This window comes from Rhodohalobacter barkolensis, assembly GCF_002834295.1.
In the GTDB taxonomy this organism is placed as follows: Bacteria; Bacteroidota; Rhodothermia; order Balneolales; family Balneolaceae; genus Rhodohalobacter; species Rhodohalobacter barkolensis.
This window is the reverse complement of the sequence record NZ_PISP01000005.1, coordinates 12474-37345: the sequence shown is the minus strand read 5'-3', so window position 1 is coordinate 37345 and position 24872 is coordinate 12474. Positions and strand designations below refer to the sequence as shown.

The window sequence follows — 24872 nt, the reverse complement described above, 5'->3', positions numbered from 1 at the left end:
TTTATTAAATAATTATGGTGCTAACCGTTGTCTGTTCCATTTGCCGGAACTCTGCTGATAGAGTATCCGATCGTGGAGTCGTCTTGGCCTTCCCTGCCAGAACTCAATCGTTTCAAGGATGATTTTATAACCACCCCAATAATCCGGCCTGGGTATCTCACCACCTTCAAATTTTTCTTCAATCTCTTTGAATCTGGCTTCCAACTCGGTTCGATCAGCAATCGGCTTACTTTGATCTGAGGCCCATGCACCTATCTGGCTCTCCTTGGGTCTGGATCGAAAGTAGTCTTCACTCTCAGCTGCAGTCAGTTTTTCTACTTTACCGCTAAACCTGACTTGTCTCTCCAGTTCTGCCCACCAAATTGTGCAAGCTGCAACAGGATAAGCATTCAGCTCCTTAGCTTTTTGGCTCTCATAGTTAGTAAAAAAAGAAATTGAGTATTCGTCCAATCCCTTCAGGAGCACCATTCTTACATTTGGTGTTTCGGCCCCGGTAACGGTTGCCAACGCCATTGCATTGGGTTCCACAACTTCAGACTCAACGGCTTCTTCAAACCACTTTCGAAAAAGCTCAATCGGATTATCCGGAAGGTCAAGATCCACGAGACCTCCTTTTTTATACTGTTTACGTAAATCTGCAATTTTAATATCTGTCATAACAGATTATCCAAAATATTCCGGTTCATTGCCCTTTTTCCATTTAATATTACAACCAATACTTGGCGTCTGATCTTCCGGTACTTCTTCTCCTGCAAGTACCTGATCGGTTGCTTCCCGCAGATCTTTTCCTGTAACAGGTTCATCATTGCCCGGCCGACTATTGTCGAACTGTCCGCGATAGACTAACTCATGTTTTTCATCAAACAGAAAAAGGTCCGGGGTGCATGCCGCTTTATAGGCTTTCGCCATTTCCTGAGTTTCATCATAGAGATAAGGAAAAGGATATCCGTACTTGGCCGCATCCTCTTTCATCTTCTCCGGACTGTCATCGGGATAATTTTCAACATCATTCGAGCAGATAGCTACAATTCCGACTCCTTTCGGGAGATAATCTTTTGCATACTCCGTCAGCCCCTCCTTAATTTTTTTCACGTACGGACAGTGATTGCTGATAAACATCACCAACAAAGCTTTATTACCCCGATAATCTTTTAGCTGAACCGTTTTCCCGGTCACCGTATCCTGAAGTGAAAATTTGGGAGCCTTTGTTCCAAGCTCTAACATAGTTGAATTAACTGCTGACATGTTGAAATCTCCATTTAAATTGAATTTCTGTTCTGCTTTCTTAACAGTTCATCGGCTTGATGCATTCAATAATTCGATTTGAAGATATTAAAATAGTCAGACCGTTTCTGATTCAATCCTGAATTATGATAGATGAACGATCAAAATGTTCTTCAGAAAAGATTCATCTGCCCGTTTGATGGGCGTTTAAATTCTGAAGTATTAAGAGGAGGAACCGGCTGATCCAAACCCAGTCTCTTTTTGTGAATATGAATAAGTTGTTTGATCTGACTGGAATATGGCCCCACAGTCTGAAATCTCTCCCCAAATTCTGAACGGTTTAGCTGACCGTCTTTTAAACTTTTTATTCGGTTCAAGACCTTCTCCTTTCGATCGGGAAAGTGATCCTCCAGCCATTTTGAAAAGAGATCCTTCACCCCATACGGGAGCCTGACAATTGTGTATGCCATCGATGAGGCGTCGGCACTGGCAGCCGCTTCCATCATCGGTACAATTTCATCATCTGTCAATCCCGGTATAATCGGAGCAATATTCACATTCACCGGGATACCGGCTTGAGTGAGCTCTTCAATCGCTTTGAGTCTTCGGGCAGGACGCGAAGTTCTAGGCTCCATAACGTTAGTGATTTCAGGCCTGAGCGAGGTCAGCGAAATCGTTACCCGCACAGCACCGATTTCAGCCAGTTCTTTCAAATAATCGATATCACGGGTCACCAGGTAGTTTTTGGTAATGATCCCCAGAGGATGAAGACAATCTGCCAAAATCCTAACACAACGACGGGTAATTTCTAATTCCTTTTCAATGGGTTGGTAAGGATCTGTTACACCGCTCATCACCAGCGTCTGAGGTTTCCAGTTTTGATCAGCCAGCGATTTCTTCAACAGTTCAGGGGCGTTGTATTTGACTACAATTTTTGATTCAAAATCAAGTCCGGCACTCATTCCCAGAAATTCGTGTGTTGGTCGTGCATAACAGTATACACATCCGTGCTCACATCCCCGGTATGGATTCAGGCCCACATCAAATGGAATATCCGGACTTTGGTTTTTGGATATAACGTTGGCTGTATGGTCCTTCAGAAGCTGAGTTTTTGGCTTCTTGAGCTGACCGGTTTCCGAATCGATCTCATATTCGAGATTCGTTTTCAGAAATCGATTTTTTGGATTTTGAGCGGATCCCCGCCCTTTGATTGGCTGACTCATATACACATATTCTATACATGTATAATGTATGAGCTAATCCGGGATTAATCAAGGAGCATATCACTCCTTTGCCACATAAAGAGTAGAGCTCTAAGATTCACGAAGAGAGAATGTAAATCAGATTTTTTTCTCGCAGATGTACGCTGATTAACGCAGAAATTCTGCGAGACTCTGCGGAAAAATCTGCGAGAAACCAAACGTTAAGCGAATTTTTGGACGGCAAACTGAATTGTATGCAATGCATCATTCAGTAAATCCTGCTCAATAATCAGTGGTGGAGCAATACGAACGAGCGAGTTGGAGTGCAGGGTCCAGCCGAGGATAATTCCTTCTTTAAAACATTCATCAACAACTTTTTGTGTAAGATCAGAATCCCGAAGTTGAAGGCCGATCATTCCTCCACGGCCACGTACTTCATCAATTCCATCTCCAATTAAAATCTCCCTTGCCATCTCTTCGATCATCTTTGCCTTTGAAGAGAAGTCACCACTGAGAAGAGTTTCCAGATTTGCATGGGCGGCCGCACAACAGACAGGATGTCCGCCAAATGTGGTGACGTGATTCAGAGGCGGATTGTGTTTAAACTCTTCAAATATTTCTGATGATGAGACAAAGGCTCCCATAGGCATACCGCCGCCCATCGCTTTGGCAAGAGATAAGATATCGGGTATAACATCATAATATTGAAAAGAAAAGAGCGATCCCGTTCTAAAAAATCCAGTCTGAATCTCATCAAAAATGAGAAGGGCTCCCGTCTCATCACATCGCTTGCGAATCTGTTTCAACCACTCTTTATCCGCTGGAATCACACCGCCTTCACCCTGAATCGGTTCCATGATTACCGCAGCAGTTTTTTCATCAATCATGCTCAATCCGGCAGGATCATTAAAATCGATAAAATGAACATCGGGCAGGAGTGGCTTGTAGGGATTACGATACACGTCCCGGCCGGTCACGCTCAGCGAACCGTGGGTATCCCCGTGATAGCTGTTTTTAAATGCTACAAATTTATGTCGGCCGGTATACTTTTTAGCCAGCTTAAGCGCTCCTTCATTGGCCTCCGTTCCGCTATTCACAAAGTAGACGCGATCAAGTGAATCAGGCAGCTGATCAGTCAGCAGCTGGGCGAAACGACTCTGCGGTTCCTGGATATACTCACCGTAAACCATCACGTGCAGATGTTTATCCAGCTGCTTTTTGATCGCATCGATCACATTCGGATGGCGATGTCCCAAACTGCTCACAGCTATTCCGGATATCAAATCCAGGTACGATTTTCCATCTTTTGTATGGATATGACAACCCTCAGCATGATCTATTTCCAGCCCCATTGGAAAGTCGCTGGTTTGAGCTACGTGCTTATAAAATGAGTCTGATAATTCCGACATGCTCTGTTCTTTTAGGATCTACCCGTTTTCCCATCGATCGATTAGCGGCAACAACTCTTTTTGCGTTGATTCGGTTTTGTCATCCGCATACCATTTATGAAGCGTTTCGGAGATTTCCCGATAATCTTCTCCATCATTTAATCGCCAATTATCATACATCTCCTGTGCTTCGAACGGACGCGGTCCCCAATCCCCTAAGACATCATGCGAATTTGCATCCAGAACAACCAGTTTCGGGATCGACCTGCTTTTTCCATTGGTCAAAAATTCATCCATGATATCCAGATGCTGATCTCTCAATATCAACTTCATCTCAATCAATTCGTTCTGATCGGCCATTTTTTGCAGTACAGGTAATATCTGCGCGGCATCTCCACACCAAGCCTCCGTTAGCAAAAGCCAGATCATCGGTCGCTCAACCTGCTTCAAACGTTCTTTCAATTCAGGATTAAGCTCAGTTGTTTTATCGAGACGCTTCATGCGAAACGTGTTCATTTTGGTGTAGTGAAGCATCGCCTCGGAGTGATTTTCTCCGGTAGTTTTCTTTTCGGCCATAAGTTTATCGATCAATTTTCTGTATTGATCGTATGTGTAAGCATTATCCAGTACTTCTCTTGTGATAGGTGCTGTTTTTACTTCTGTCATAAATATTCTGTTGATAGGGGTTTATAAAACTGATACGCTAATCCATTCATACCGAATGGCGTTTAGTATGATTAAAAAAATTACAAATGAGAGTGACGCCAGGAACTTCATCTTCATAACACGGCTGTACTCACTTTCCATTCCTTTCAGCCTGAGCAGTAAACGGAGTAAAATAACTCCTGATATTGAACCCAAGATGAAGAAAAACACAGCTGCATAGGGTTGAATACGAAGTAATCCGGCACTCAATAAAATCAGACCAAAGAGATACGAATTAATAAAAAAGAATTTTACTCCATCAATACCATATTCTACTGCAAATGTTCGGTCGCCACGCTTTTTATCCTGCTCAATCTGATAGATTTGTGATACCGGATAGAGACTCAACAGTATTAAAGATGCTCCAACCGCCGAAATAATTACGGGCCCGGTAATATTTCCTCCTGCGGCAATTGCTCCAAGGAAAACAGAATTGAGTCCGGTGCTCACTGCAATGGCCAGTAAACTGAGTTGAGGGTGACTTTTCCATCGTGCCAGCGGTGATGAATAGAGCCAGAAAAGAAGCAGGCTCACACCATAGATTATAAAATAGAAGACTCCAAAGAGTGCTGACCAGAACCAGCCTAAACCCATCATAGTGAGTGATGCAGTTCTCATCCAATCTGTCATTTTAGGAGGATTCTTCAGTCCGCCAATTGGTCCTTCATCTTTATCCCAAAAGGAGTTAAATGCGGTAGCCCCGCCAAAAAGAAGGAGATGTACATTCAAAAACTGCATCCAAAATTGGCCCGCATTCATCTGATCTGCCATCAGACCTCCCAACAAAAATCCACCCGACAGTATAAATAACTGGTAGTGGAGCCGGAGATGAAGCAGAAAATGACCGATTTCTTTAATCATGACAGAGTAATTTGAAACAGTTTACAGGAATCAATTTCGCATCGCAAGCTAAAGAGTGATATTTTTGTCCCATGGAAATTACGACAGACAACATAACAGCTGATGATAAATTTATAGCTGAAAGCGAATGGAAAGTCCTCATGCGCTCTCATGAGCACAAACTTGCCGGAATACTTGATCCCTATCTCAAAAAAAGATCCATGCAGCAGAAGGATCCCGTTCTCGATTTCCTCTTTGAATACTATGCGTTTCGCCCTTCACACCTGAAACGGTGGTCGCCCGGAATTGGAGTTTCTCTCGGGTTAAGTGAACATTCAGACCTTCCGGAAGTATCGGAGCTCAGTGTATCAGATCAAACAGCTTTTCTTGATCCGAATCTTTTCCCTACCAAAAGACTCAAATCACTTCGTTGGACCCTTCAGCTGTTGAAAAACAGTTCCAACAAAAAACCTCTCTTCGGATGTTTTGGCATGCATGAATGGGCAATGGTCTATCGCGCCGGAGAAGTTAGGCACGAACAGATTCCGCTTCGGCTTTCTGATGATGAAATCGCGGAGTTTGTGGAATCCCGACCATTACTCTGCACCCACTTTGATGCCTTTCGATTCTTTACCGAAAAAGCGAAGCCGATGAACCGGAATGAGCTGAACCGGGATAATTTTGAAGACATGGAACAGCCGGGTTGTCTGCACACCAATATGGATCTATATAAATGGGCCTATAAATTTTACCCCTGGATTTCGAGTGAAATCCTTCGAAAAACATTCTTCAATGCGGTTGAAACCCGAAAAATAGACATGCAGGCGAGTCCGTATGATGCCCTCGAATTTGGTTTGCAACCGATAAAAATAGAGACCGAAGAGGGAAGAAAGGATTATCTAGACAAACAGACCAAAATTTTTGAACGATCGATGCCGATAAGACAAGATCTGATCGAGGCGATGGAAGATTTGTTGGTGCGGGTGGAATAATTTAATTGAACAACAAACCCTTGGAGGGTTATACTAGATGCTAAAATGGGTCGATGTTTTCGATGGATTGTTTTGTGTCTGCTTCTTTAACTCAAGGCATTAAAAAATTATTCTTCTTTTCTCAGCTCTTTGATTAGTTTTTTGGGATCTTGCCTGTTATCCCAAAAGGCGGTGATGACAATATTATTTTTGATTATTTTATAAAAAATGCTGAAATGCCCAAGTGATAGAACTCTTGTGTCTGGATAATCAGCTTTTTGACCTGAATACGGATGAGATAATAATTGATCTATACGTTCTTCGGATTCATAAAGTAGAGATAATGAAAAATCAGAAGACCCGGTTTTTTCAACCCAGTACTTTAAGATAAATCGACGTTGTTTTGCTGCAGTTTTAGTCCATATTACTTCTCTCGAAGCCATTCAATATCATCTCTATTTAACTCTCTTTGTGATATCAACTCCCCTTCTTCAATATCCTGATCACTCATCTTCAACATACGATTCTGCTCTTCAGTAAGAGACACCACATCTTCCTCAGAAATCGATGATTCCATTAACTGATCAATCCGGGCAAGAAGTGTTTCATTTTTGCTTGATAAGATCTTATCGATAAGTCGGTGCTTGATCTCTTTTTCAGAACTCATAAACTGATTTGTATTGTTAGACCAATAATCTATAAAAGTAAACGATTAATCCAACATTGAATTATAATGTTTACAGAATGCAATCGAAAAATCTCGATATTACTTAATTCAACTCTCGTATCGACAATTAGGTCTTATTATTTTTTAAAGAACTAAAAATTTTACTCAAAACCCTCCAAGGTTTCGAAACCCTTGGTGGGTTTCTTTGGAGGTTTAACGGCTTCTTTTAAGCCGGAAACGAAACCTTTCCAAAGTGGATATTTTGATCTGACCCGTATTTCGTTTGGATATTGAACCCATAACCAGCTACGGTTTCATTTGCCAATACTGCAAAAATCACGGCTTCCTTTGCATCCGGTGAAAAACCAAGTTCGGCGAAGGAACGAACTTCCACCTGATCCAGATAGTTTGAAATTCTTTCCATCAAAAAACGATTATGCGCACCTCCCCCACTGGGATAGACCGTGACCGGCAATTTTTCCGGTAAATGATGTTGAATATTCTGAGCGATCGTTTTGGCCGTCAGTTCTGTAACCGTAGCCACCATATCCCTTTCAGAAATATCGGATCCTGAAAATCCAGCCAGTTCTTCTTTCCTTTTAATCCATTTCAGGTTGAAATACTCCGGCCCGGTTGATTTCTCTTCTGAACTTCGGAACCACTCGTCCTCAAGCATTTTGTTTAACAATGGTTTTATCACATTCCCGGACGCTGCAATCTTCCCGCCTTTATCAAACGGTTTGTCAAACCTCGATTTTACGACAGCATCAATCAACGTATTTCCCGGCCCGGTATCTGTTGAAAACTTTTTTAAATCCTTCACTTCCGCTGCCGGCATGAACGTGTAGTTTGCAATTCCACCAATGTTCAACAAAATCCGGTGCTCTTTTTTATCACCGAACAACCAGTCATCCACAAGAGGAGCCATGGGTGCACCTTCTCCACCAAATGCTGTATGCTTCTGCCGAAAATCGCTAATGGTAATAATTCCGGTATTTACTGCTATATGGTCTCCATCCCCGATTTGAAGCGTTGAGTTCATTGGAGTCTCTTCACCATTCAGATCACGGTTTGGCAGGTGATAAATTGTCTGACCGTGACTCCCGATACAGTCCACTTTCTCCGGTTTGATGTCCCACTCAAAAAGTGATTCAATAATCATATCCGCATGAAGCTGCCCCAGCCAAGTATGCACATAGCACAGATCTTTCAGAGAAACCTGATCAACAGATGTAACTTTCCTGAGCTTATCCCTGTCGTTTTTGTGGTAGGGTTTGGTAACAAATTTCAACAAACTCACTTCGGTCTCAGGTCCACTCCCCTCAATCTCACAAAGTGCAATGTCTAATCCATCGAGCGAGGTACCCGACATTAACCCGATTACCAGGCGGGACTCCTTCTCTGCAATTCGTACTAATTTTTTAATGGATGGATTCATATTTTGACCTCATTGAGAAATTAATCGTGCGATGCCCAAACAATATCGCAATCAATCTCTAAAATATAGATCGAAAGGAACAGATGTCAGAACAAAATGAAGAAGAGGCTCTATCGGCTTGGGAAAAAGATGTGGACTTTTTAGTTAACATCCTGAAGGAGAGTTTCGAGTCGACCGAGGTGAAATATTCCGTTGATGAGCATAACAACATTCTCTACGTGGAACTGGAGGGTTTGCAAGACTACCCAGATGATGAAATTGTTGAGATTGCAGAACCCATTTTTGAAACGGCCGATCTCGATTTTGAAGACATCATCCTGCTGCCACTATCATAGGTTACTATATTACACTGATAATGATGACTGCTATAGCAACCGTTAAAATCAGTGCAAGAACCAATAACAAACCGTCTCTGGCAATCAGTGCCAAACCAAATACCGTCAGGGCAGCGCCGGCAGCATTCGCGCTAAAGGGCACAAACTCCATGATCGGCATCACAGAAGCGATCATTAAACAAACAAAGGCGATCACGTAAACAGCCGTATCTTTGACCAGCATCCTCAATCTGGGTTTCAGCAGCTTATCGATCCATCTTGCCGGTGATTCCAGCCACTGAATCCCTTTATCCAATTTCTTGCCGGATATTGATCTGTTTAATAAAACCTTTGGCAGCCAGAAATGCTCCTTTCCAAACAGTAACTGTACAGAGAAAAGAAATACAATAGCTCCCAGTACAGTTGGCATGCCGGGGATATCTCCAATAATCGGAGCAAGTGTAGCCAATCCGGCAATTAGTAACAGTGGCCCATAAGAACGGTCCCCCACCATCTCAATGATCTCTCCAACTGAAATATTTTCTTCTTCTTGAGAAAGCTTTTGAATCCTTTTTAAAAGCTCCTGAAGTGATTGAAATTCTTTTTGCTCATTCATAGTCGTCAAATCTATGAGAATCTCCACACTATTGAAAAACCCAAATGATACTTTAAATGGATTTCCTATGAGGTGTTTAAGAAAGTGCTTCAGGAGATAAAATCACATCAAATAAAGAAAGGCTTACACATTATTTTGAACCACTCTTCAGCTGTTTCCAGTTGCACTGAATCAGCATTCACTGAGGCTGATAGGAATATTCACCGCCAGACCGCCATCGGAGGTCTCTTTGTACTTGGTGTTCATATCCTGGGCGGTCTCCCACATCGTTTTTACAACAGCGTCGAGCGGAACTTTTGCTTTATCGGGATCACTGTGCAGGGCAAGCTGAGAAGCCGTAATCGCTTTGATCGCTCCCATCGTATTTCGCTCAATACACGGAACCTGAACCAATCCGCCAATCGGGTCGCAGGTCATTCCCAGATGGTGCTCCATCGCAATTTCTGCCGCCATCAGGCATTGATCCACGCTACCGCCAAGTGACTCCGTTAAACCGGCAGCTGCCATCGCGGATGAAACTCCGATCTCTGCCTGACACCCACCCATCGCAGCGGAAATAGTCGCACGTTTTTTAAAAATGCTTCCAATTTCAGAGGCCGTCATCAGGAAATTGCTCACCATATCCTTGCATAAATCTTTCTTGAAGGTCACCAAATACTGCAGTACTGCAGGAATCACGCCGGCAGCGCCGTTGGTCGGTGCCGTTACCACACGACTAAACGACGCATTCTCTTCATTCACGGCAAGGGCAAAGCAGCTTACCCAATCGAGGATGTACGCAAAATCATCACCGCCATTCCGAATCGCCTCACGCCATTCGTGGTAGTCACTGTACTCTTGATGATTGAGTAATCGATTATTTAAAATGGAAGCTCGGCGCATCACCTGGAGTCCGCCCGGCAGATAACCTTCAGTATGGCAGCCACGGTAAATGCAGGTACACATGACCTCCCAGATTTTCAAAACAGCTTGTCGGGTCTCCTCTTCTGATCGCCACTCCTTCTCGTTCAGAGCAACAACACCCGAAATGGGCAGACCGGTCTCTTTGCAGGCGGCTTTTAAATCGGCTGCCGAATTAATCGGATAGGGCAACGGAATGTCATCGGTCTCAGAGCGATCCTCCTCGCCTTCCTGAACCACAAAACCGCCACCCACCGAGTAATAGGTCTCTTTCTCAAGCGTAGTATCCTTAAATCGACAGAGAAATGTTAATGCATTGGGATGAAAGGGTTTGATCTCGTCTTTCAAAAAGTGAATGTGGTTCTCCGGATTAAAGTCGATCCAGTCTTTTCCACCAAAGTTAAGTCTCTTCTCCTGTCTGATTTTGTCGACAGTAGGATCAATTTGATCAATCTCAAAATCTACCGGATCTTTCCCGCTCAAACCCAACATCAAGGCAATGTCTGTTCCGTGTCCCTGACCGGTTTTAGCCAGTGACCCGAAGAGCTGAACCTCCAGATGATCGATCTCATCCACCCGATCCCCAATCACATCAATAAAACGTGATGCAGCTTTCCAGGGACCCAGCGTGTGAGAACTGCTCGGGCCGATCCCAATTTTAAACATGTCCAGTACTGAAATGGACTCCATAATGGTAGACGTTTAATTCTTAAAAAATGACTTTCGGGCAGAAAATAAGCTCTTTTCAGACTTTCTCCATACTCTATTTCTATGCATGAAGTTAACGATTTCAGAGTCTGGAAATTCTGATTACGAGTTAAGGCAGTATTAAATTTTACTCCATACAATCTTCTGTTCGGCGAGTATCAACGATGGAAAAAATCTTCCATTCACCGGCCTTACGGATCAGGTTCATACTGTTTACTCCGCAGTGACTGAACTCCACTCCGCGATAAAAATGGTAATCCATCCAGGCAGTGGCTAAATCTCCATCCACATTTACGGAAATATAGAGAATCTCCTCAATCAGGGTTCCCGGTTCAGATCCCTCAACTGATTCAATAAAACTGCTGATATCGGTTTCATCCAGTTCAGTTCCGGTTTCGGTGGATTTAACGGTATGCAGTGTCGCATTCTCATCCAGTACGGATCGCAGTACATCGCCGTCTGCCGACTCCATTCCTTCAAATAACGTCATGATCGTTTCACGAACGTCATCTGATTCATCCATCGATTCTTCAAATGATTGAGCCATTATTGGAGAAGTGGATAAAAGTATCAGCAGGAACCAAGTGAGCTTTTTCATTATGTAGAGATTGATTTATTGGTCAAAGGATTTTATTCATCACAAGTTACAAATCGGGAATGTTATTTCTTAATTCGTGAAAACATTTGGATTGAATCTACTGTATTAGTATACTCATACAGTAATAAACAACCTAACTCCTATGATTCAACTCAATAACATTTCATTCTCCTTCAAAAAAGGAGAACCACTTTTTAACGATTTGAACTGGTCACTTCAGCCCGGAAAAACGTACGGCCTTCTTGGACTGAACGGCGCCGGAAAAACGTCTCTTTTCAACATCATCTCCGGAATGCTCTTCCCAAGTGATGGAGCGTGTACGTTTGATGGAAACGTCGTCAGAAATCGAAATCCACAGTTTTTAAGCGAGCTTTTCATCGTACCGGAACAGTTTGAACTTCCTGCGATGAGTGGCGACCAATATACTCAGCTTCATGCTCCGTTCTATCCAAGGTTTGATGAACAGCTGATGGAAAGGTCACTTTCGGAGCTACAGGTCAATTCTAAAAAGAAGATCTCAGAGCTCTCATTTGGTCAGCAGAAGAAGTTTCTGCTCTCGTTTGCCCTGGCAACACGCACCAAACTGCTTCTGCTGGATGAACCAACCAACGGAATGGATATCCCATCCAAAAGTCAGTTCCGGAAGCTTCAGGCCTCGCTGAATCAGCCCGATCGCTGTACGGTGATCTCCACACATCAGGTTCGGGATCTCGGTTCGATGATTGATCATGTGACAATCCTGAAGGATGGTAAAATTATATTCAATCACTCACTTGACGAGATTTTTGAACATCTCTCATTCATCAAAACGGAATCGGATCAACCCGATAAATTTATCTACTCAGAGGAAGTTCTTGGAGGACTGCACACGATTCAGCCGTTCAAAGATGGCGCCGGAAATGAGTTTGACCTGGAGCTGCTGTTTAATGGTGTGATTCAGCAACCGGAACAGATCAACAAACAGTTTAACGGAGGGGAATAATGAAGACCATCAATCAAGTAAATGGATTTTCAAAAGAGCGGTTTTTGCAAGTTGTGAAACGATTCTGGGTTCTGAATCAGAAAAAGTGGCTGATCGGGTTTGCCGGTGGTATCGGGATTCTGGTTCTAATCTACCTGCTCAATTCTACAGGTCCAACTGCAAATGTTAATTCGGGAATTGCAGTCGTTGGAGTAGGTCTTACACTCTACAAATTCGGAGGGTATTTTCTCACTTCCGGAATTTTTGATGAGTTGGGCAAAAAAAGTTCCGCCTCTCAGATGCTTACACTTCCGGCCAGTACATTTGAGAAATTCCTCGCCGGTTGGTTTCTCACCTACTTTCTCTACACTTTTGTAGTGGTTGGCTTGTTGTATTTGATCGGAATAATTCTTGGAGTTAATCCTGTTCTGACATCACTGCAACTTTCTGATCCGAATGTCGATGCATCCAAAGCTTATTTCCTGGATGCACTACTTAGCTATACTGCTCTGCATAGCGTATTTTTTCTCGGCTCCACTTTCTTCAAAGGCAACAACTTCCTTAAAACGCTTCTATCGATTGTTCTCTTTTTCATTGCAATTGGATTGATTGCACTCGTAATTCAAATAATTTTCCCGGGAGAAGTTACTGAAACAGTCTTTTTCCCAACTCTTATGGGAATCAGTAAAACAATGGTGTTATGGATTGGAACATTGTTTAAAATAGGTACCGCTGCTCTCTTCCTATTCCTCTCCTACCGTCAACTTCAAAACCGGCAAATTGCGTGATGGACTACTCTGAAAATAAGCCGATTTACATGCAGATCGCCGATTACTTCTGCGATCAAATCCTCAACAAAAAATGGGAGTCCGGTGATCGAATTCCATCGGTGAGGGAGATCGCGGTTAAGATGGAGGTCAACCCCAATACAGCCATTCGCGCCTTCCACTACTTGCAAGATGAGGATGTGCTCTACAATGAGCGTGGCGTTGGATATTTTGTATCTGACAATGCGTACGATCAAGTTGTAGAACTAAAACGAGAAGAGTTTATCCGCGACAAACTGCCTCACTTCTACCGGGATATGAAAGTACTTGGATTCAGCTGTTCAGATCTGGAAAAGCTTTATCAAAAACATCATGGGGAGTAGCCGGCCTGATCCAACCCTCCAAGAGTTCGGAACCCTTGGAGGGTTTAAGTCCTGTTCCACCGTTGACTTATTTCTCTAAAAACCACATAATGAATAGGTAGCTAAGTCATATCTATTCAACCATATAAAGAAAAAATCATGAGTGAGGAAGGCAGGGATTTTGGAAATGAGGAGGAAAATGAACCCGATATCTGGGATGAACACTGCTGGGAGGAATTTTTCAGGGAGTCGGATAAACGAACAGATAAATATATTCTGCTACTTGAACAGTACATGGATCATCCCGATCGCGACAGGATTATAGCCGAGCAGATGGGGTGGACTCATCTGCCGGATGATGACGAAGATGAAATTGAAGATTGGGCGGATGAATTTATCATCGAAGAGTATGAAGAGGGGGAAGCTTGGAAACGCCTGACCGGCTATGAGCCTACCGATTTTGATCAGTTTGAAGATCTACCGCTTTATCAAAAAGCACATGATTTTGCTGTTGATGCCAAAAAGATGCTTAACAAAGATTTTGCAGATCGAAACGACGAATCCATTCAAACGTTCTCTCGCTTCGTTACGATTCCTCCGGCTAAAATTGCCGGCGGATTCAGCTTTGGATTTGATAGGGACAGCATCGGCGGAAACATCGCCAACTGTAAACGTGGCCTGAACGCTGCAAACAAAGTGCTGGACGCCCTTTATGAGATCGGTGAAAAGGAGCTGCTTGATCGTGAACTCTATCTCGATTACTACAGCCGAGCCAAAGAAGTACGTGATGAGTTAGCTATCTATATTGTAGAACTGCGAGAGCGATTTCGGCGCGGGATTTCTTAAATCTATCGTATTCAGATTTCATTATCGGTAACCGTCTCTTTGTGAAACTGAATATCATATAGTCGCCTGTATAGACCGTTTTGTTCCAGCAACTGCTGATGGGTTCCCTTCTCTAAAATCCGGCCATTATCCATTACCAGAATGGTTGTCGCGTTTTGTATGGTTGAAAGCCGATGTGCGATCACAAATGTGGTACAGCTTTTCATCAAGTGATTTAACGCCAACTGAACTGCCGCTTCAGATTCAGAATCGAGAGATGATGTCGCTTCATCAAGCAGTAAAATGTTGGGGTTTTTTAAAATGGCTCTCGCGATGGCCACACGCTGGCGTTGTCCCCCACTGAGCTTAATACCGCGCTCTCCTACCATAGCTTCGTATCCATCCGGATGCTCCATGATGAAATCGTGTGCCTGCGCAAATTTCGCTGCATCTTCCACTTCCCGATCTGTTGCATCCAGTCTGCCGTATCTGATGTTTTCCCGAATGGTGCTGCCAAATAGCTGGATATCCTGTGGAACAATCGCTATCTGATTTCTAAGTGACTGCTGCGTTACTGTTGAGATATCCGTACCATCAAATCGTATTGTTCCTTTCTGCACGTCATAAAATCGTGGAATGAGTTTGAGCAGTGTGGTTTTTCCTGCCCCGCTTGGGCCCACCAATGCAACAATATCGCCCGGTTTGCATGAAAAGTTTATATCGCGAAGTACGGGTTGATTCTCCTCGTAGTGAAAGGAAACATCTTCAAATGAAACGGCTCCTTTTACATCCCTCAACTCCACTGCGTCGGGATGGTCCTCAACATCCGGTTGCTCTTCCATCAAGCCAAAGATACGCTCCGACGCACCTACAGCACTACTAAAAACGGTATAAACCCTCGACATTCCCCCCATCGACCGCCCAATGTTGAAAGCAAAAAAGATGAACGCAACCAGATCACCGGCAGAGAGTCGGCCGGCCAGCACCTCGGTTCCACCATACCAAAAAATGACAATCATTGTGCTCATAAAAACAACGCCTACCGATGACCAAAACAGATTGCTGAACAGCACTTTTTTCCGGGCCGTATCAAATAGGGTATCCACTCCGGTGTTATATCGGCCAACTTCGTATGGTTCACGTGCAAAAGACTTAACGGATTCGATTGCCCCAAGTGCCTCTTCTGCAATTGCTGTAGTATCTGCCAACCGATCCTGAACATCGCGGGATAGCTTTCTAATCAGCTGACCAAAATACCGAACAGCCAGCGTAATAACGGGTACTGTAACAAAGATTATCAGGCTTAACCTCCAGTTTAGATAAACCATTAAAACAACGGAACCCACCAGGTTGATACTTTGTGTAAGCCCTTCAGACAGTGTACCGGTAACGGCATCCCGGATGGCGGCCACATCATTTGTGAGACGGGATGTGATTTCTCCCAGACGCTGATTGGAGTAAAATTTGAGACTCAGCCGATTAAGATGTTCATAAAGGTTTTTCCTCAGGTCTGCGACAATTTTTTCGCCGATCCAATCCAGCGAATAGCTTCCCCAGAAACCAAGCAGTGCTTGCGAAATGAAGAGTCCGATGAGTACACCTGTAACCCGGTTAAGAAGTGCCATATCACCATCATCAAACACGGCATCCAGCAGCTCACGTAAACCCAGGGGCACTGCCAGCCAGACAAGCGTTGCCAAGACAGATGCTATTAAAGCAACGATCAGCTTCTTTTTATAAGGCTTAACATACGCCAGGATTTTCATGTACTGACGGAAAGAGGATCGGTCGATTTTCAATGGTTTATTGATGAGTTATTCTTAGTTGATGTAACCTTCTGATCGGTAAGAGCGTTCTATAACGCACTATTATCAACTATATTTAAAAACTACAAGTTATCCCCTACGATAAATTCCAACCTATCAGTCAAATTTTCTGTCAACCAAAAAGACTCACTCCCACCGCCCGGCTCGTTGTTCACGCCTCATTTCTCCTGAATCGACCCTCTCAATCAGCCGTTTCTATTTATTTTTTTTTTTTTTCATATACTCTTTATTAACAGGATAGTGTGTGAAAATTTTTGAATAACAACATTATCATTCATCAGAAACCCAATTTATCATCATGGTCAAAACTGTCTACGAAATTACTCAACTGACTCTCTCCTTCATAACTCTGCTGCTAATTATTGGGTTCACATCCATAGACGTTCAGGCACAAGATGTTTCTTACGGCCTGAAGGGAGGAATGAATTTCACAACTCATTACGATTCCGATTTTGAAACTGATGCCATTGCCACTTTTCGAATTGGAGCTTTTACCAATGTACCTTTGGGAAACACACCTTTCAGCTTTCAGCCTGAAGTTTTCTATTACCAGAACGGTTCAAAATCAAGCTTTCAATCCGATGACATTGTATATACAGGAACATATCGTACAGATTATATCAAAGTACCGCTGCTACTTGCATATTCGCCGGACGTATTCAAGCAACTTCAGACAAAATTCTTTACCGGACCCTCTGTTTCATTTTTGATCCGCTCAAAGTTTTCAGAGTCTTCCCGTGATATAGACTTGGCAGACATGACGGACAATGTAGAAATCGGCCTCCTTGGTGGGTTGGAATTGAAGGCTCCCTCTCTATCTGAAAGAATAAGCCTCGAACTTCGGTTCAGTCGGGGTTTATCAGAAATTTATGATTCAGGTTTCAATTTCTTAAGTAACAGTGAATTTTCAAGGCCCAATCGAAACACTGCAATTTCAATCCTGTTGGGATTTACGTTCTGATGACACGGAAAGATTGAACTGTCGAATCTTAGGTTAAAATCATCACTTATTTCCAGACAGACTTACTCCCATTGCCTTGCCTGCTGTAACCGAAGCAGTTCACCGGAGTCGATCATCTCCTGCAAACGCTCATTACGTTTTGGAGATTTGCTGGTCAGATGCCACTCTCCGCAAAATTCACACTGGTACACGTTTTGCGGCCCCTGATCCGGTTTGAAATTGCGATGGATATGAATATCAATCAGGGAAGTTTCTGCCAGGAACTGTGTGGAGTATTGATTTTTTCCGGTGGGACATTTCATGCTTGAAAATTATTAACCTATAAAAGGAGACAAAATATTCATACACCCTTGTTCTATCTGTAAGTAACTACCAAAAATATACTTTGATGTCGCTGTTGGTTTCGCAGAAAATACTTAGAGTGAATGTTAAAGAATTTCTCAATCCGAATAGTTCTTTACAATCTACTACACTCAGTATACAAATACCTTGATGGAAAGTGGCCTGCATAATAAAAAAGCCCGGGGAGAAGATCCCCCAGGCCTTATTGAAAGCTAATTTAATAACATCTTAAGAACCGTTGATTGATTATCAATCTCTGGAGCTTTCCAACTCTTCCACAATTCGTGATGCATCATAGACATGCCGGAGTGCCTCAAGCATTCCTCGCACATCAACAGATACGGCACGTGCACTGCGATCATCAAGAATAAATGTGCTTGACCCCATACTCTCCACGTTACCATCGAAAGCCAGTCCAACAACCTCCAGATTGATATTCACAACAGGTGAACCCGAATTCCCGCCAATGATATCATTCGTGGATACAAAATTAACAGGTGTGGAAAGATCCATTGTGGAAGTAGGGGTGGCCCAGCGTTCTGGCAAGTCCCATTCAGATTCATCTGTATGTGAATGATAGCGATCGTACATACCATAAAACGTTGTGTAGGCTGGAGCTACAGTTCCGTTATACTCATAACCGGCTACAACACCATCCTGAATTCTGGGAGAGAATGTTGCATCTGGCGGGATGCTAGTTCCGTAAACAGCAAACCACCCCCGGCCAAGCCGTGTCTGAAGCTCATCTTCTTCCTGTGATAGTTCCCGCATGCGCTCGGAATTCTCAAACAGAGGATCGCCAAATGTTCTGAAATAAGATACAGCCGGATCTGATGCTGCGGTCTCGGGATTATCAAGTAGTACCGCTGTTTGTTCGGATGAGGCAAACCCGGAATTTTCAATCAACCGGTCGGCAACGGTTTCATAATCCTGTCCATTTGTGATCTCCATTAAGTATGGATGATCAGCACCAAGTCCGTCAGCAAGAAAGTTCAAATGGGAAATAATTAACTGTTTTTCAAGATACGGAGGTTTGTCGCCAATGCTTTGAATCTGGTTCATTAAGGCTGATTTTCTTTCTTCATCATCCTCTATGCGATCCATCATAGCGTACAAATAGGCTCGTTGCAGCAATGCAGCAGAAGCAAAAGAGTTCGGTGAGAGACCCAGTGATAACTGAGAATACGGGGCAAGGGCAGCTTTTTCCTCTTGTATCTCAGCAATCCGTTCAATAATTGGAATGTAGGTATCCCGCAACTCGGATGAATCATTCAAAGCCTCAATAAAATTCTGTTCGTTATCAACCCGCCGGCCCATCAGGTACTCATCATTATGAGCCATAATTTGCCCTCCCATAAGTTTTTGGGAGTTCTTTAGGCCGAAAATGGTATTTCTTAGCTGCTGTGCCTCCGGAGTGGACGAATCGTATTCAAAATATGCCTCCAGACCTTCTATAATTCGTGTGAACAGGCTTGTACGAAACGGAAGGTCGTACGTGCCGGTGTAAGCAAGCTGAGCTACAGTATTAAGACGGGTCGTCCTTCCGGGATTACCAATCATAAATACGCCATCTCCTTCTTCAACACCGTCTTCGGCGAACGGAAAGTAGAATTCAGGTTCATAGGGCTCGTCATCCACATAAACACGGAAAAATGTCATATCCAGGTTATAGCGAGGGTAGGTAAAATTGTCTGAATCACCCCCGAAATAACCGATTTGTAGTTCCGGAGCCATCACCATACGGATATCGGTGAAGCGTCGAAAGATATAAGCGGAGTAGCGTCCGCCATTAAAAAGCGAAACAACCTGTACCTGCCGGTCACCATTATCAGAAACCTCTTCACTTATTTCGGCCTGCACCCGGTTGATCGCCTCCTGTCGTGCTGCTGCCTGCATATCTGCCGGAACCGCATCTACTTCTTCAAGAATTCGGTCTGTAACATCACGGATCTCTACCAGTTGATCCACATAATAATCCTCGATTTTACGTTCATCAGAAAGCGTGGGTGCGTAAAAACCATTGTCGAGTGTATTCTCACCCTCCAGTGCAATTTGAGTGGTTTGATTTCGACCACAGTGGTGATTGGTCATGACCAATCCCATATCTGATACGAACGAACCGGAACAACCGGGAATACGAACAGCGCTCATACGGGCGTGTTCAAACCATGCTTCGTCAGGATCGAACTCATAGGTTTCAGCAAAATAATCAACAGGTGCATATTCGAAGGTCCACATCCGGCCATTATCCAAGATAGAGGACTCGACCGGCTCAAACTCCGGCAAAAGAGTTTCAGTAGTATCCTGAACCTCGGATTCCTGAACCGATGACTCCTGGGCCGGTACCGTTGCCTGCTGTGGAGTTGCACAGGCTGTTAGCAGAAACAAAAATGCTATGATGGGTGTGAATAGATGGGAGGATGACTTCATCATACAAATCAATCTTTAAGTTGTGATTTGGAAGCAGCACTATGTAAGGCAAGCTTCTTAAAATAAAATTGTGTTAGTAGGTAACTTATCGGATAAATATGAAAATTGGAATAGATAATCTTTGATGTTTTTGAGTCGTCGAGAAATCAAAATTTTGGGCGGGGGCTTTAGGCATACAAATAAAACTTTCGGACGAATTCTTTTCACCCTTCGATTCACCATTCAGGATCCTTACGATTGAATAATCAATACTTGAATTCATTGAGCGATTACTTCCTTCATCAATTTTCGATTCTTCGCCGGTCTGAGATGATACTATAAATTCGTGAACAAACTCATTATCGAACGAAGTTTCAGGCTGAGCCTGATTCAATACTGCATCTGCCTGCATGCCATAGGTAGAAATTCCCTCACTCCCATAGCTCATGGCGCCAGTATTTTGGCGGGAGCATGTCCATTACTTCGAGTGTTATGGTATCGGTGAAGGTTCTGCCATGGCGGTCGGTGCTGGTTATGCGGATGGAATGTACGCCATTTGGAAGTTCAGGAAGGTCTGCCCGCCAGAGGTGCATATTTCGGTCGGCGATGGATCCCTGTGGCTGAGGCGGCGCCGGACCAAATCGTGAACCCTGAAATAACTCAAAACCCTGTGCTCTCTCCTCTCCAAGCTGACTTTCAAATGCAAATCTCGCTACCGATAGCTGGCGTGCCACTACAAATGGATCAGCGTATTCGGCACCGGTCCGAACGCCTTCACCCTCCCCTTCCTGGGTACGGGTAAGTTCGAGTTCGGTGCCGTCGGGAAGCTCAGCAACCACTCGTGTTTCTGCAGAACCGGCCCAAACGTTGGCTGTCAGCCATACACCCTCTTCAAAATCTTCCGGGGTCAGGATTTTAGTGTCCGGCAAGTCATTGATGGAGTACGGCGGCACCTCGTTCCTCTCGCTGCGGTCCTGACCAACCCAATCCATAATAGTGCTGAACCAGTGACGAAAACCGGGAGTGTTTACGCCGATCCACTGGCCACGATCCCGGCTCAATCCGGTACCGATATAAGTCTCTTTGTAATCTGGCCCCTCAAAATCCAGGTTCAGATATCCCATCGGTGCGCCCAGTCGCTGGAGTGCCATGGGTACGCCATCCACGTTAAAATCACCGCGGTACCAGGCACCGGATGCTGCACCAGCAATGATGTGACGAAACGGCAACGGACCAATACCGGTCTGCTCAGTCCAGCCTTCAAAGATCTCTCCGGGCGACAAATTTTCCAGTTCGTGCGTGTGGCCTGACAATGAGAGCGCCTTTCGTCCCTCTACAATATCATGTATGCGATGAAGTTCGTCCGTTTGGTGCTGTCCGCTTGTCGCATCCACAAATGACACAAAAGGGATGTGGTGCATCAATACGATCAGACGATCCTCCGGTGTGCGATCTACCAGACCCTCAAGCCAGGCAAACTGCTCCTCGGTTAGCCGTCCGTTGTAGCTTGGCCCGCGATCTTCCGCACAATTCATCCGACCGGCCGCCACAGACTCTTCTCCGCATGGATAGTAGACGTTATCCAGTGCAACAAACAGAACCTCACCTTTTTCAAACGCATAATAGTTAGGCCCGTAAATCCGACGCCAGCTGTCTGATTTATCTTCGTTCGTACGCGCATCAAAGTCGATATCGTGATTTCCGATCACCATCCATTGGGGCAGGCCCGTTACTGACGAAATATTCAGGATCCGATCGAGCAGTCCCAGGTCGTCGCCTACAACATCACCGAGATAGATCATGCAATCTTCCGGCGTCAGTCCTGCATCTACAACATCCGCTATCACACCATCTCGAAGCCAGCTCACCTGTTCATTGGAGTAGGCCTGAGAGTCGCCCAACACAGCGCAGGTAAACGAATCGTCGGCTGTATTTTCACGGGTGAGCGGAAAATTAACCTCTGCCGGGGCCGGGCCTGTATCGGGCAGCCCGCCAAATCTCATATCATAACCCGTACCTCCTTCTTTGTAGATATAAAAAAACTGGGGCACCATCCGCTCGTCGGTTGGAACCCGCCACCCTGAAGGTTGTACAATGGCCAGGTTCATATCATCTTTGACATTGATTTCATATCCACCTTCATCGTCGGTACTCACCCAATCCACTCCATTTGAGACCAGTACTCCTTCAACTCCCTTTTCACCTTGATCCAACAACCCGTTTTTATTGGCATCGTGGAAAACGCGACCTATTACTGTATCATCATCCGATCCCTCTCCGATGATTTCAGGAGCGGCAGTCCACTGCTGAGAAAAGACCGGATTCGTAAATAGTAAAAGCTGGAAAAACAGAGCTGAGATGATTACTCGGATGACAGTTTTCATATTAGAGCAGGATTGAATTTTGAGTTATATATGAAAAATAACGATCTCAATTTTACCATACAGTTATGGTTTCGTAGTCGATGTTGATCGTACTGCTATCATTCAAAATCAATCAACAATATAATTTTTTGATATCAAACACTTTTAGAAACCCTCCAAGGGTTCCAAACCCTTGGAGGGTTGGGTATTAATAACTATATCAAAACTCCCATCGTAACATCACATTCAGATTTCGGCCCGGCATGGGAGCGTCGCGGTTTTCAACCCGGCTCAGGTGATCGCGGTATCGCTCATTCAAAAGATTGTCGAGGCGCAAACTAAACGTTAAGCCTTTCCCAAAGCGATACCCGGCATCTGCCCCAATCAGAAGATATCCATCCGTGGGTTCTTCATTCGGAGCGACCTTCTTCTGCTTATTCACAACTCTGACACGTGGCCCTGCATAGAATGATCCATTGTCGTACTTCACCTCAATACTTGTTCTGAACGGTGGAATAAACGTGAGGTTGTCCCGGTCTCCCGATCGCTCCCGTCCTCTCACGTAATCAAACCCCAGACTCGCGATCCAGTTATCTGAAAGACGCATATCGGTAGTAAATTCAAAACCGTACATCAACGCATCCTTTGACCGGTACTCAAAAACCGGAAGTCCGGAAGGTTGGTGCGTCTCTCTTGTCGGCGAAAAGTCCACAAAATGATCAATTTTGTTGGCGAAGAGTGAAAACTGTCCGGATACACGGTTTGAACTGTACTCAACAAAAGTATCCGCACCTAAACTGAATTCATTCTTCAGCGATGCATCCCCAATATCAAATGAACCGGCTGCGGCATGAGGTGCAAAGGAGTAGAGCTCCTCAATGGTTGGAGTACGGTAGGCTCTTGCAAATTGCAGACCGGCAGTCCAATTGGATGACGGAGAATAATTCAGCCCCACTGCACCTGATACGATCAGATCTGTTCGATTCTCAAAATCAGCTGCATTGGTAAAAAGTTCGTTGGTTGTCACAAACGTCTCTTTAAACTCCAGACGAGTACCGGCTTTCAAAGTCAGAGAATTGGTAAGACTCAGCTCTTCATAGAGATACCCTGCAACAAAATAGCCGTTGGCATTGGGAGTAAGGGCATCCCCTCCACCCACTTCAATTTCTGAGTAGTTAAAACTCAGGCCAACTGCTCCCTCCAGTTTTCCAACCGGCCGGTGCCTCAACACCAGCGAACTGCTTAACGATTGCTGTGCAAATGAGATCCCAATATTCTCCGTGATCTCCTCGTCCTGTCTCCCTATTTCAAATTCATCATGTTTGTAATCGCTGATATGAAGACGCAGCTCGGCATGATCAATAAACCGGCTCAACTTCATTGTAGAGATACTTTGAAAATTTGTGCGGTTCATTCGTATCTCAATGGATTCATTTGGGTCATCAATCGATTCCGGTAAGCCATAGGTGTAGTCCATTCCCGATATGGACAGACCGGTTTCAAAGTCACCGATTCGGTAGCCGACGCCACCGCCAAAACTGATATTCTGTATTGCAGTATCCGAAAGTCTGCCATCGGGTGTACTGAGGTCGCCACCATCCCGGTAAATCATTCGGCCTGTTACTGCAAAACGATCCGTACCGTATTGTGTGCGAAGAAGACCAGCCCCCATTTTGTTCACCGTTGAAGCGTGGCTGGCCATTGAAGATGATGTACCGTTTTCCCATTCTCGCGGCATATCGTTACTAAACATATTCACCACTCCCCCGATTGCACTTGAACCGTAGAGCAAGCTGGCCGGTCCCCGAATTACCTCCACCCGATCCATCGCCAGCGGATCAAGAGCCACGGCGTGATCGACCGCCGTTCCAGAAAGATCTCCCATCCTCTCTCCGTTCTGCATCACCAGCACCCGGTCACCGTCAAATCCCCGAATAACCGGACGTGCAGGCGCAGAGCCAAATGATCGAGTTGTCACTCCCGGAGTTCCGTCCAGAATTTCACCGAGGCTGGGAGCAGCTTTTTGCTGAAGCATCTCCGCATTCAACGATTGTGCCGGTTGATATTGAATATTTCGGCCAATTGGAGAGCTGGTTACGATTACGTCATCAGACTGTATAGTCTCGATTTCCATCTCAATCAGAAGATTATTCTCCGCAGGAAATTCAACCTTACGGTTTACGGTTTTAAAACCAACTGAAGATATGATTAGGGTATAAACACCCTCCTCCAAATCCGTAAATTCAAATTCTCCATTTCTATCCGCCGAAATTCCCAAATCATCCTCCGCCAAAATTACAGTGGCACCGGGGATTGGCTCTGAAGTAGACTCTTCCACAATTTTCCCAGACAAATCTAAATCTACAGGGTTTGCTTCCGATATTTCTATCCCTGATAAAAGAATAATATTGACAATAAAGATCATTACAGAAACAGTAAAATTCATCTTATGGTTGCTGCTCATAACTATGTATTTATTTGAATA

At 44.3% G+C, this 24872-nt stretch carries 25 protein-coding genes; 7 read left to right on the top strand and 18 right to left on the bottom strand.

What is annotated here, in order from left to right; translation table 11 throughout:
• Positions 1–12 precede the first annotated feature (12 nt).
• The 6 genes from pdxH to CWD77_RS13175 all read right to left on the bottom strand — a co-directional run bounded on the left by pdxH (position 13) and on the right by CWD77_RS13175 (position 5380).
• A complete protein-coding gene (pdxH, locus tag CWD77_RS13200) occupies positions 13–657 on the bottom strand; it encodes a pyridoxamine 5'-phosphate oxidase (RefSeq protein WP_101074057.1) in 645 nt (214 codons plus the stop codon).
• A 6-nt stretch (positions 658–663) separates the two neighbouring features.
• On the bottom strand, positions 664–1245 hold the full coding sequence (locus tag CWD77_RS13195; protein WP_101074056.1) for a thioredoxin family protein: 582 nt from the start codon (positions 1243–1245) through the stop codon (positions 664–666).
• Between the two features lie 152 nt (positions 1246–1397).
• Positions 1398–2447, bottom strand: coding sequence for a PA0069 family radical SAM protein (locus tag CWD77_RS13190; RefSeq protein ID WP_101074055.1), 1050 nt, complete (start codon positions 2445–2447; stop codon positions 1398–1400).
• Positions 2448–2647: 200 nt separating this feature from the next.
• The gene (locus CWD77_RS13185; RefSeq protein ID WP_101074054.1) at positions 2648–3835 is read right to left on the bottom strand and encodes an aspartate aminotransferase family protein; all 1188 of its coding nucleotides are present in this window, start codon (positions 3833–3835) and stop codon (positions 2648–2650) included.
• Positions 3836–3853: 18 nt separating this feature from the next.
• On the bottom strand, positions 3854–4480 hold the full coding sequence (locus CWD77_RS13180) for a thioredoxin family protein (protein ID WP_101074053.1): 627 nt from the start codon (positions 4478–4480) through the stop codon (positions 3854–3856).
• 21 nt (positions 4481–4501) lie between these two features.
• Positions 4502–5380 carry a UbiA family prenyltransferase gene (locus tag CWD77_RS13175; RefSeq protein WP_101074052.1) on the bottom strand — a complete coding sequence of 293 codons (879 nt, stop codon included), beginning with the start codon at positions 5378–5380 and terminating at the stop codon, positions 4502–4504.
• A gap of 71 nt (positions 5381–5451) precedes the next feature.
• On the opposite strand from CWD77_RS13175, the gene CWD77_RS13170 reads away from it, so the two are divergent.
• Positions 5452–6351, top strand: coding sequence for a 3-methyladenine DNA glycosylase (locus CWD77_RS13170; RefSeq protein ID WP_133120237.1), 900 nt, complete (start codon positions 5452–5454; stop codon positions 6349–6351).
• Between the two features lie 107 nt (positions 6352–6458).
• On the opposite strand, the gene CWD77_RS13165 is transcribed toward CWD77_RS13170, so the two are convergent.
• The 3 genes from CWD77_RS13165 to CWD77_RS13155 form a co-directional block, all read right to left on the bottom strand.
• Entirely contained in the window at positions 6459–6773 is a 315-nt protein-coding gene (locus tag CWD77_RS13165) for a type II toxin-antitoxin system RelE/ParE family toxin (protein WP_101074050.1), read from the bottom strand.
• The gene (locus CWD77_RS13160) at positions 6755–6997 is read right to left on the bottom strand and encodes a hypothetical protein (RefSeq protein WP_101074049.1); all 243 of its coding nucleotides are present in this window, start codon (positions 6995–6997) and stop codon (positions 6755–6757) included. Before CWD77_RS13160 ends, CWD77_RS13165 begins: the two co-directional genes overlap by 19 nt.
• A gap of 226 nt (positions 6998–7223) precedes the next feature.
• On the bottom strand, positions 7224–8435 hold the full coding sequence (locus tag CWD77_RS13155) for an anhydro-N-acetylmuramic acid kinase (protein WP_101074048.1): 1212 nt from the start codon (positions 8433–8435) through the stop codon (positions 7224–7226).
• A gap of 83 nt (positions 8436–8518) precedes the next feature.
• Here CWD77_RS13155 and CWD77_RS13150 point away from each other — a divergent pair, with 83 nt between their 5' ends.
• Positions 8519–8770, top strand: a complete 252-nt coding sequence (locus CWD77_RS13150) for a hypothetical protein (protein ID WP_101074047.1) — start codon at positions 8519–8521, stop codon at positions 8768–8770.
• Positions 8771–8774: 4 nt separating this feature from the next.
• Here the strand turns inward: CWD77_RS13150 and CWD77_RS13145 are convergent, their stop codons facing one another.
• The 3 genes from CWD77_RS13145 to CWD77_RS13135 form a co-directional block, all read right to left on the bottom strand.
• Positions 8775–9365 carry an exopolysaccharide biosynthesis protein gene (locus tag CWD77_RS13145; RefSeq protein WP_101074046.1) on the bottom strand — a complete coding sequence of 197 codons (591 nt, stop codon included), beginning with the start codon at positions 9363–9365 and terminating at the stop codon, positions 8775–8777.
• A 171-nt stretch (positions 9366–9536) separates the two neighbouring features.
• Positions 9537–10955, bottom strand: coding sequence for an L-serine ammonia-lyase (locus tag CWD77_RS13140; protein WP_101074045.1), 1419 nt, complete (start codon positions 10953–10955; stop codon positions 9537–9539).
• A 145-nt stretch (positions 10956–11100) separates the two neighbouring features.
• Complete coding sequence (locus CWD77_RS13135) at positions 11101–11571, bottom strand: nuclear transport factor 2 family protein (protein WP_101074044.1); 471 nt, start codon at positions 11569–11571, stop codon at positions 11101–11103.
• Positions 11572–11713: 142 nt separating this feature from the next.
• Here CWD77_RS13135 and CWD77_RS13130 point away from each other — a divergent pair, with 142 nt between their 5' ends.
• From CWD77_RS13130 to CWD77_RS13115, 4 genes are all read left to right on the top strand, one after another.
• The gene (locus tag CWD77_RS13130) at positions 11714–12553 is read left to right on the top strand and encodes an ABC transporter ATP-binding protein (RefSeq protein WP_101074043.1); all 840 of its coding nucleotides are present in this window, start codon (positions 11714–11716) and stop codon (positions 12551–12553) included.
• On the top strand, positions 12553–13320 hold the full coding sequence (locus tag CWD77_RS13125; RefSeq protein WP_101074042.1) for a hypothetical protein: 768 nt from the start codon (positions 12553–12555) through the stop codon (positions 13318–13320). The genes CWD77_RS13130 and CWD77_RS13125 overlap by 1 nt, the downstream gene beginning before the upstream one ends.
• A complete protein-coding gene (locus CWD77_RS13120) occupies positions 13320–13682 on the top strand; it encodes a GntR family transcriptional regulator (protein ID WP_206018027.1) in 363 nt (120 codons plus the stop codon). The genes CWD77_RS13125 and CWD77_RS13120 overlap by 1 nt, the downstream gene beginning before the upstream one ends.
• 138 nt (positions 13683–13820) lie before the next feature.
• Positions 13821–14507, top strand: coding sequence for a hypothetical protein (locus CWD77_RS13115; RefSeq protein WP_101074040.1), 687 nt, complete (start codon positions 13821–13823; stop codon positions 14505–14507).
• A gap of 11 nt (positions 14508–14518) precedes the next feature.
• On the opposite strand, the gene CWD77_RS13110 is transcribed toward CWD77_RS13115, so the two are convergent.
• Entirely contained in the window at positions 14519–16285 is a 1767-nt protein-coding gene (locus CWD77_RS13110) for an ABC transporter ATP-binding protein (RefSeq protein WP_240596823.1), read from the bottom strand.
• Between the two features lie 325 nt (positions 16286–16610).
• Here CWD77_RS13110 and CWD77_RS13105 point away from each other — a divergent pair, with 325 nt between their 5' ends.
• Positions 16611–17273 (top strand): porin family protein, encoded by a 663-nt coding sequence (locus CWD77_RS13105; protein WP_101074038.1) that lies wholly within the window; start codon positions 16611–16613, stop codon positions 17271–17273.
• Between the two features lie 62 nt (positions 17274–17335).
• Here CWD77_RS13105 and CWD77_RS13100 read toward each other — a convergent pair whose 3' ends face one another.
• The 5 genes from CWD77_RS13100 to CWD77_RS13080 all read right to left on the bottom strand — a co-directional run bounded on the left by CWD77_RS13100 (position 17336) and on the right by CWD77_RS13080 (position 24851).
• A complete protein-coding gene (locus CWD77_RS13100; RefSeq protein WP_101074037.1) occupies positions 17336–17575 on the bottom strand; it encodes a hypothetical protein in 240 nt (79 codons plus the stop codon).
• A 289-nt stretch (positions 17576–17864) separates the two neighbouring features.
• On the bottom strand, positions 17865–20048 hold the full coding sequence (locus tag CWD77_RS13095) for a S46 family peptidase (RefSeq protein ID WP_101074036.1): 2184 nt from the start codon (positions 20046–20048) through the stop codon (positions 17865–17867).
• Between the two features lie 82 nt (positions 20049–20130).
• Positions 20131–20472 carry a hypothetical protein gene (locus CWD77_RS13090; protein WP_101074035.1) on the bottom strand — a complete coding sequence of 114 codons (342 nt, stop codon included), beginning with the start codon at positions 20470–20472 and terminating at the stop codon, positions 20131–20133.
• A complete protein-coding gene (locus CWD77_RS13085) occupies positions 20456–22408 on the bottom strand; it encodes a calcineurin-like phosphoesterase C-terminal domain-containing protein (RefSeq protein WP_101074034.1) in 1953 nt (650 codons plus the stop codon). Before CWD77_RS13085 ends, CWD77_RS13090 begins: the two co-directional genes overlap by 17 nt.
• A 199-nt stretch (positions 22409–22607) precedes the next feature.
• A complete protein-coding gene (locus CWD77_RS13080) occupies positions 22608–24851 on the bottom strand; it encodes a TonB-dependent receptor (RefSeq protein ID WP_101074033.1) in 2244 nt (747 codons plus the stop codon).
• Between the last annotated feature and the right edge of the window lie 21 nt (positions 24852–24872).

Coding starts and splice junctions, on each gene's coding strand:
- pdxH (WP_101074057.1), bottom strand. CDS start 657: ATGACAGATATTAAAATTGCAGATTTACGTAAACAGTATAAAAAAGGA.
- CWD77_RS13195 (WP_101074056.1), bottom strand. CDS start 1,245: ATGTCAGCAGTTAATTCAACTATGTTAGAGCTTGGAACAAAGGCTCCC.
- CWD77_RS13190 (WP_101074055.1), bottom strand. CDS start 2,447: ATGAGTCAGCCAATCAAAGGGCGGGGATCCGCTCAAAATCCAAAAAAT.
- CWD77_RS13185 (WP_101074054.1), bottom strand. CDS start 3,835: ATGTCGGAATTATCAGACTCATTTTATAAGCACGTAGCTCAAACCAGC.
- CWD77_RS13180 (WP_101074053.1), bottom strand. CDS start 4,480: ATGACAGAAGTAAAAACAGCACCTATCACAAGAGAAGTACTGGATAAT.
- CWD77_RS13175 (WP_101074052.1), bottom strand. CDS start 5,380: ATGATTAAAGAAATCGGTCATTTTCTGCTTCATCTCCGGCTCCACTAC.
- CWD77_RS13170 (WP_133120237.1), top strand. CDS start 5,452: ATGGAAATTACGACAGACAACATAACAGCTGATGATAAATTTATAGCT.
- CWD77_RS13165 (WP_101074050.1), bottom strand. CDS start 6,773: ATGGCTTCGAGAGAAGTAATATGGACTAAAACTGCAGCAAAACAACGT.
- CWD77_RS13160 (WP_101074049.1), bottom strand. CDS start 6,997: ATGAGTTCTGAAAAAGAGATCAAGCACCGACTTATCGATAAGATCTTA.
- CWD77_RS13155 (WP_101074048.1), bottom strand. CDS start 8,435: ATGAATCCATCCATTAAAAAATTAGTACGAATTGCAGAGAAGGAGTCC.
- CWD77_RS13150 (WP_101074047.1), top strand. CDS start 8,519: ATGTCAGAACAAAATGAAGAAGAGGCTCTATCGGCTTGGGAAAAAGAT.
- CWD77_RS13145 (WP_101074046.1), bottom strand. CDS start 9,365: ATGAATGAGCAAAAAGAATTTCAATCACTTCAGGAGCTTTTAAAAAGG.
- CWD77_RS13140 (WP_101074045.1), bottom strand. CDS start 10,955: ATGGAGTCCATTTCAGTACTGGACATGTTTAAAATTGGGATCGGCCCG.
- CWD77_RS13135 (WP_101074044.1), bottom strand. CDS start 11,571: ATGAAAAAGCTCACTTGGTTCCTGCTGATACTTTTATCCACTTCTCCA.
- CWD77_RS13130 (WP_101074043.1), top strand. CDS start 11,714: ATGATTCAACTCAATAACATTTCATTCTCCTTCAAAAAAGGAGAACCA.
- CWD77_RS13125 (WP_101074042.1), top strand. CDS start 12,553: ATGAAGACCATCAATCAAGTAAATGGATTTTCAAAAGAGCGGTTTTTG.
- CWD77_RS13120 (WP_206018027.1), top strand. CDS start 13,320: ATGGACTACTCTGAAAATAAGCCGATTTACATGCAGATCGCCGATTAC.
- CWD77_RS13115 (WP_101074040.1), top strand. CDS start 13,821: ATGAGTGAGGAAGGCAGGGATTTTGGAAATGAGGAGGAAAATGAACCC.
- CWD77_RS13105 (WP_101074038.1), top strand. CDS start 16,611: ATGGTCAAAACTGTCTACGAAATTACTCAACTGACTCTCTCCTTCATA.
- CWD77_RS13100 (WP_101074037.1), bottom strand. CDS start 17,575: ATGAAATGTCCCACCGGAAAAAATCAATACTCCACACAGTTCCTGGCA.
- CWD77_RS13095 (WP_101074036.1), bottom strand. CDS start 20,048: ATGATGAAGTCATCCTCCCATCTATTCACACCCATCATAGCATTTTTG.
- CWD77_RS13090 (WP_101074035.1), bottom strand. CDS start 20,472: ATGAGCTATGGGAGTGAGGGAATTTCTACCTATGGCATGCAGGCAGAT.
- CWD77_RS13085 (WP_101074034.1), bottom strand. CDS start 22,408: ATGAAAACTGTCATCCGAGTAATCATCTCAGCTCTGTTTTTCCAGCTT.
- CWD77_RS13080 (WP_101074033.1), bottom strand. CDS start 24,851: ATGAGCAGCAACCATAAGATGAATTTTACTGTTTCTGTAATGATCTTT.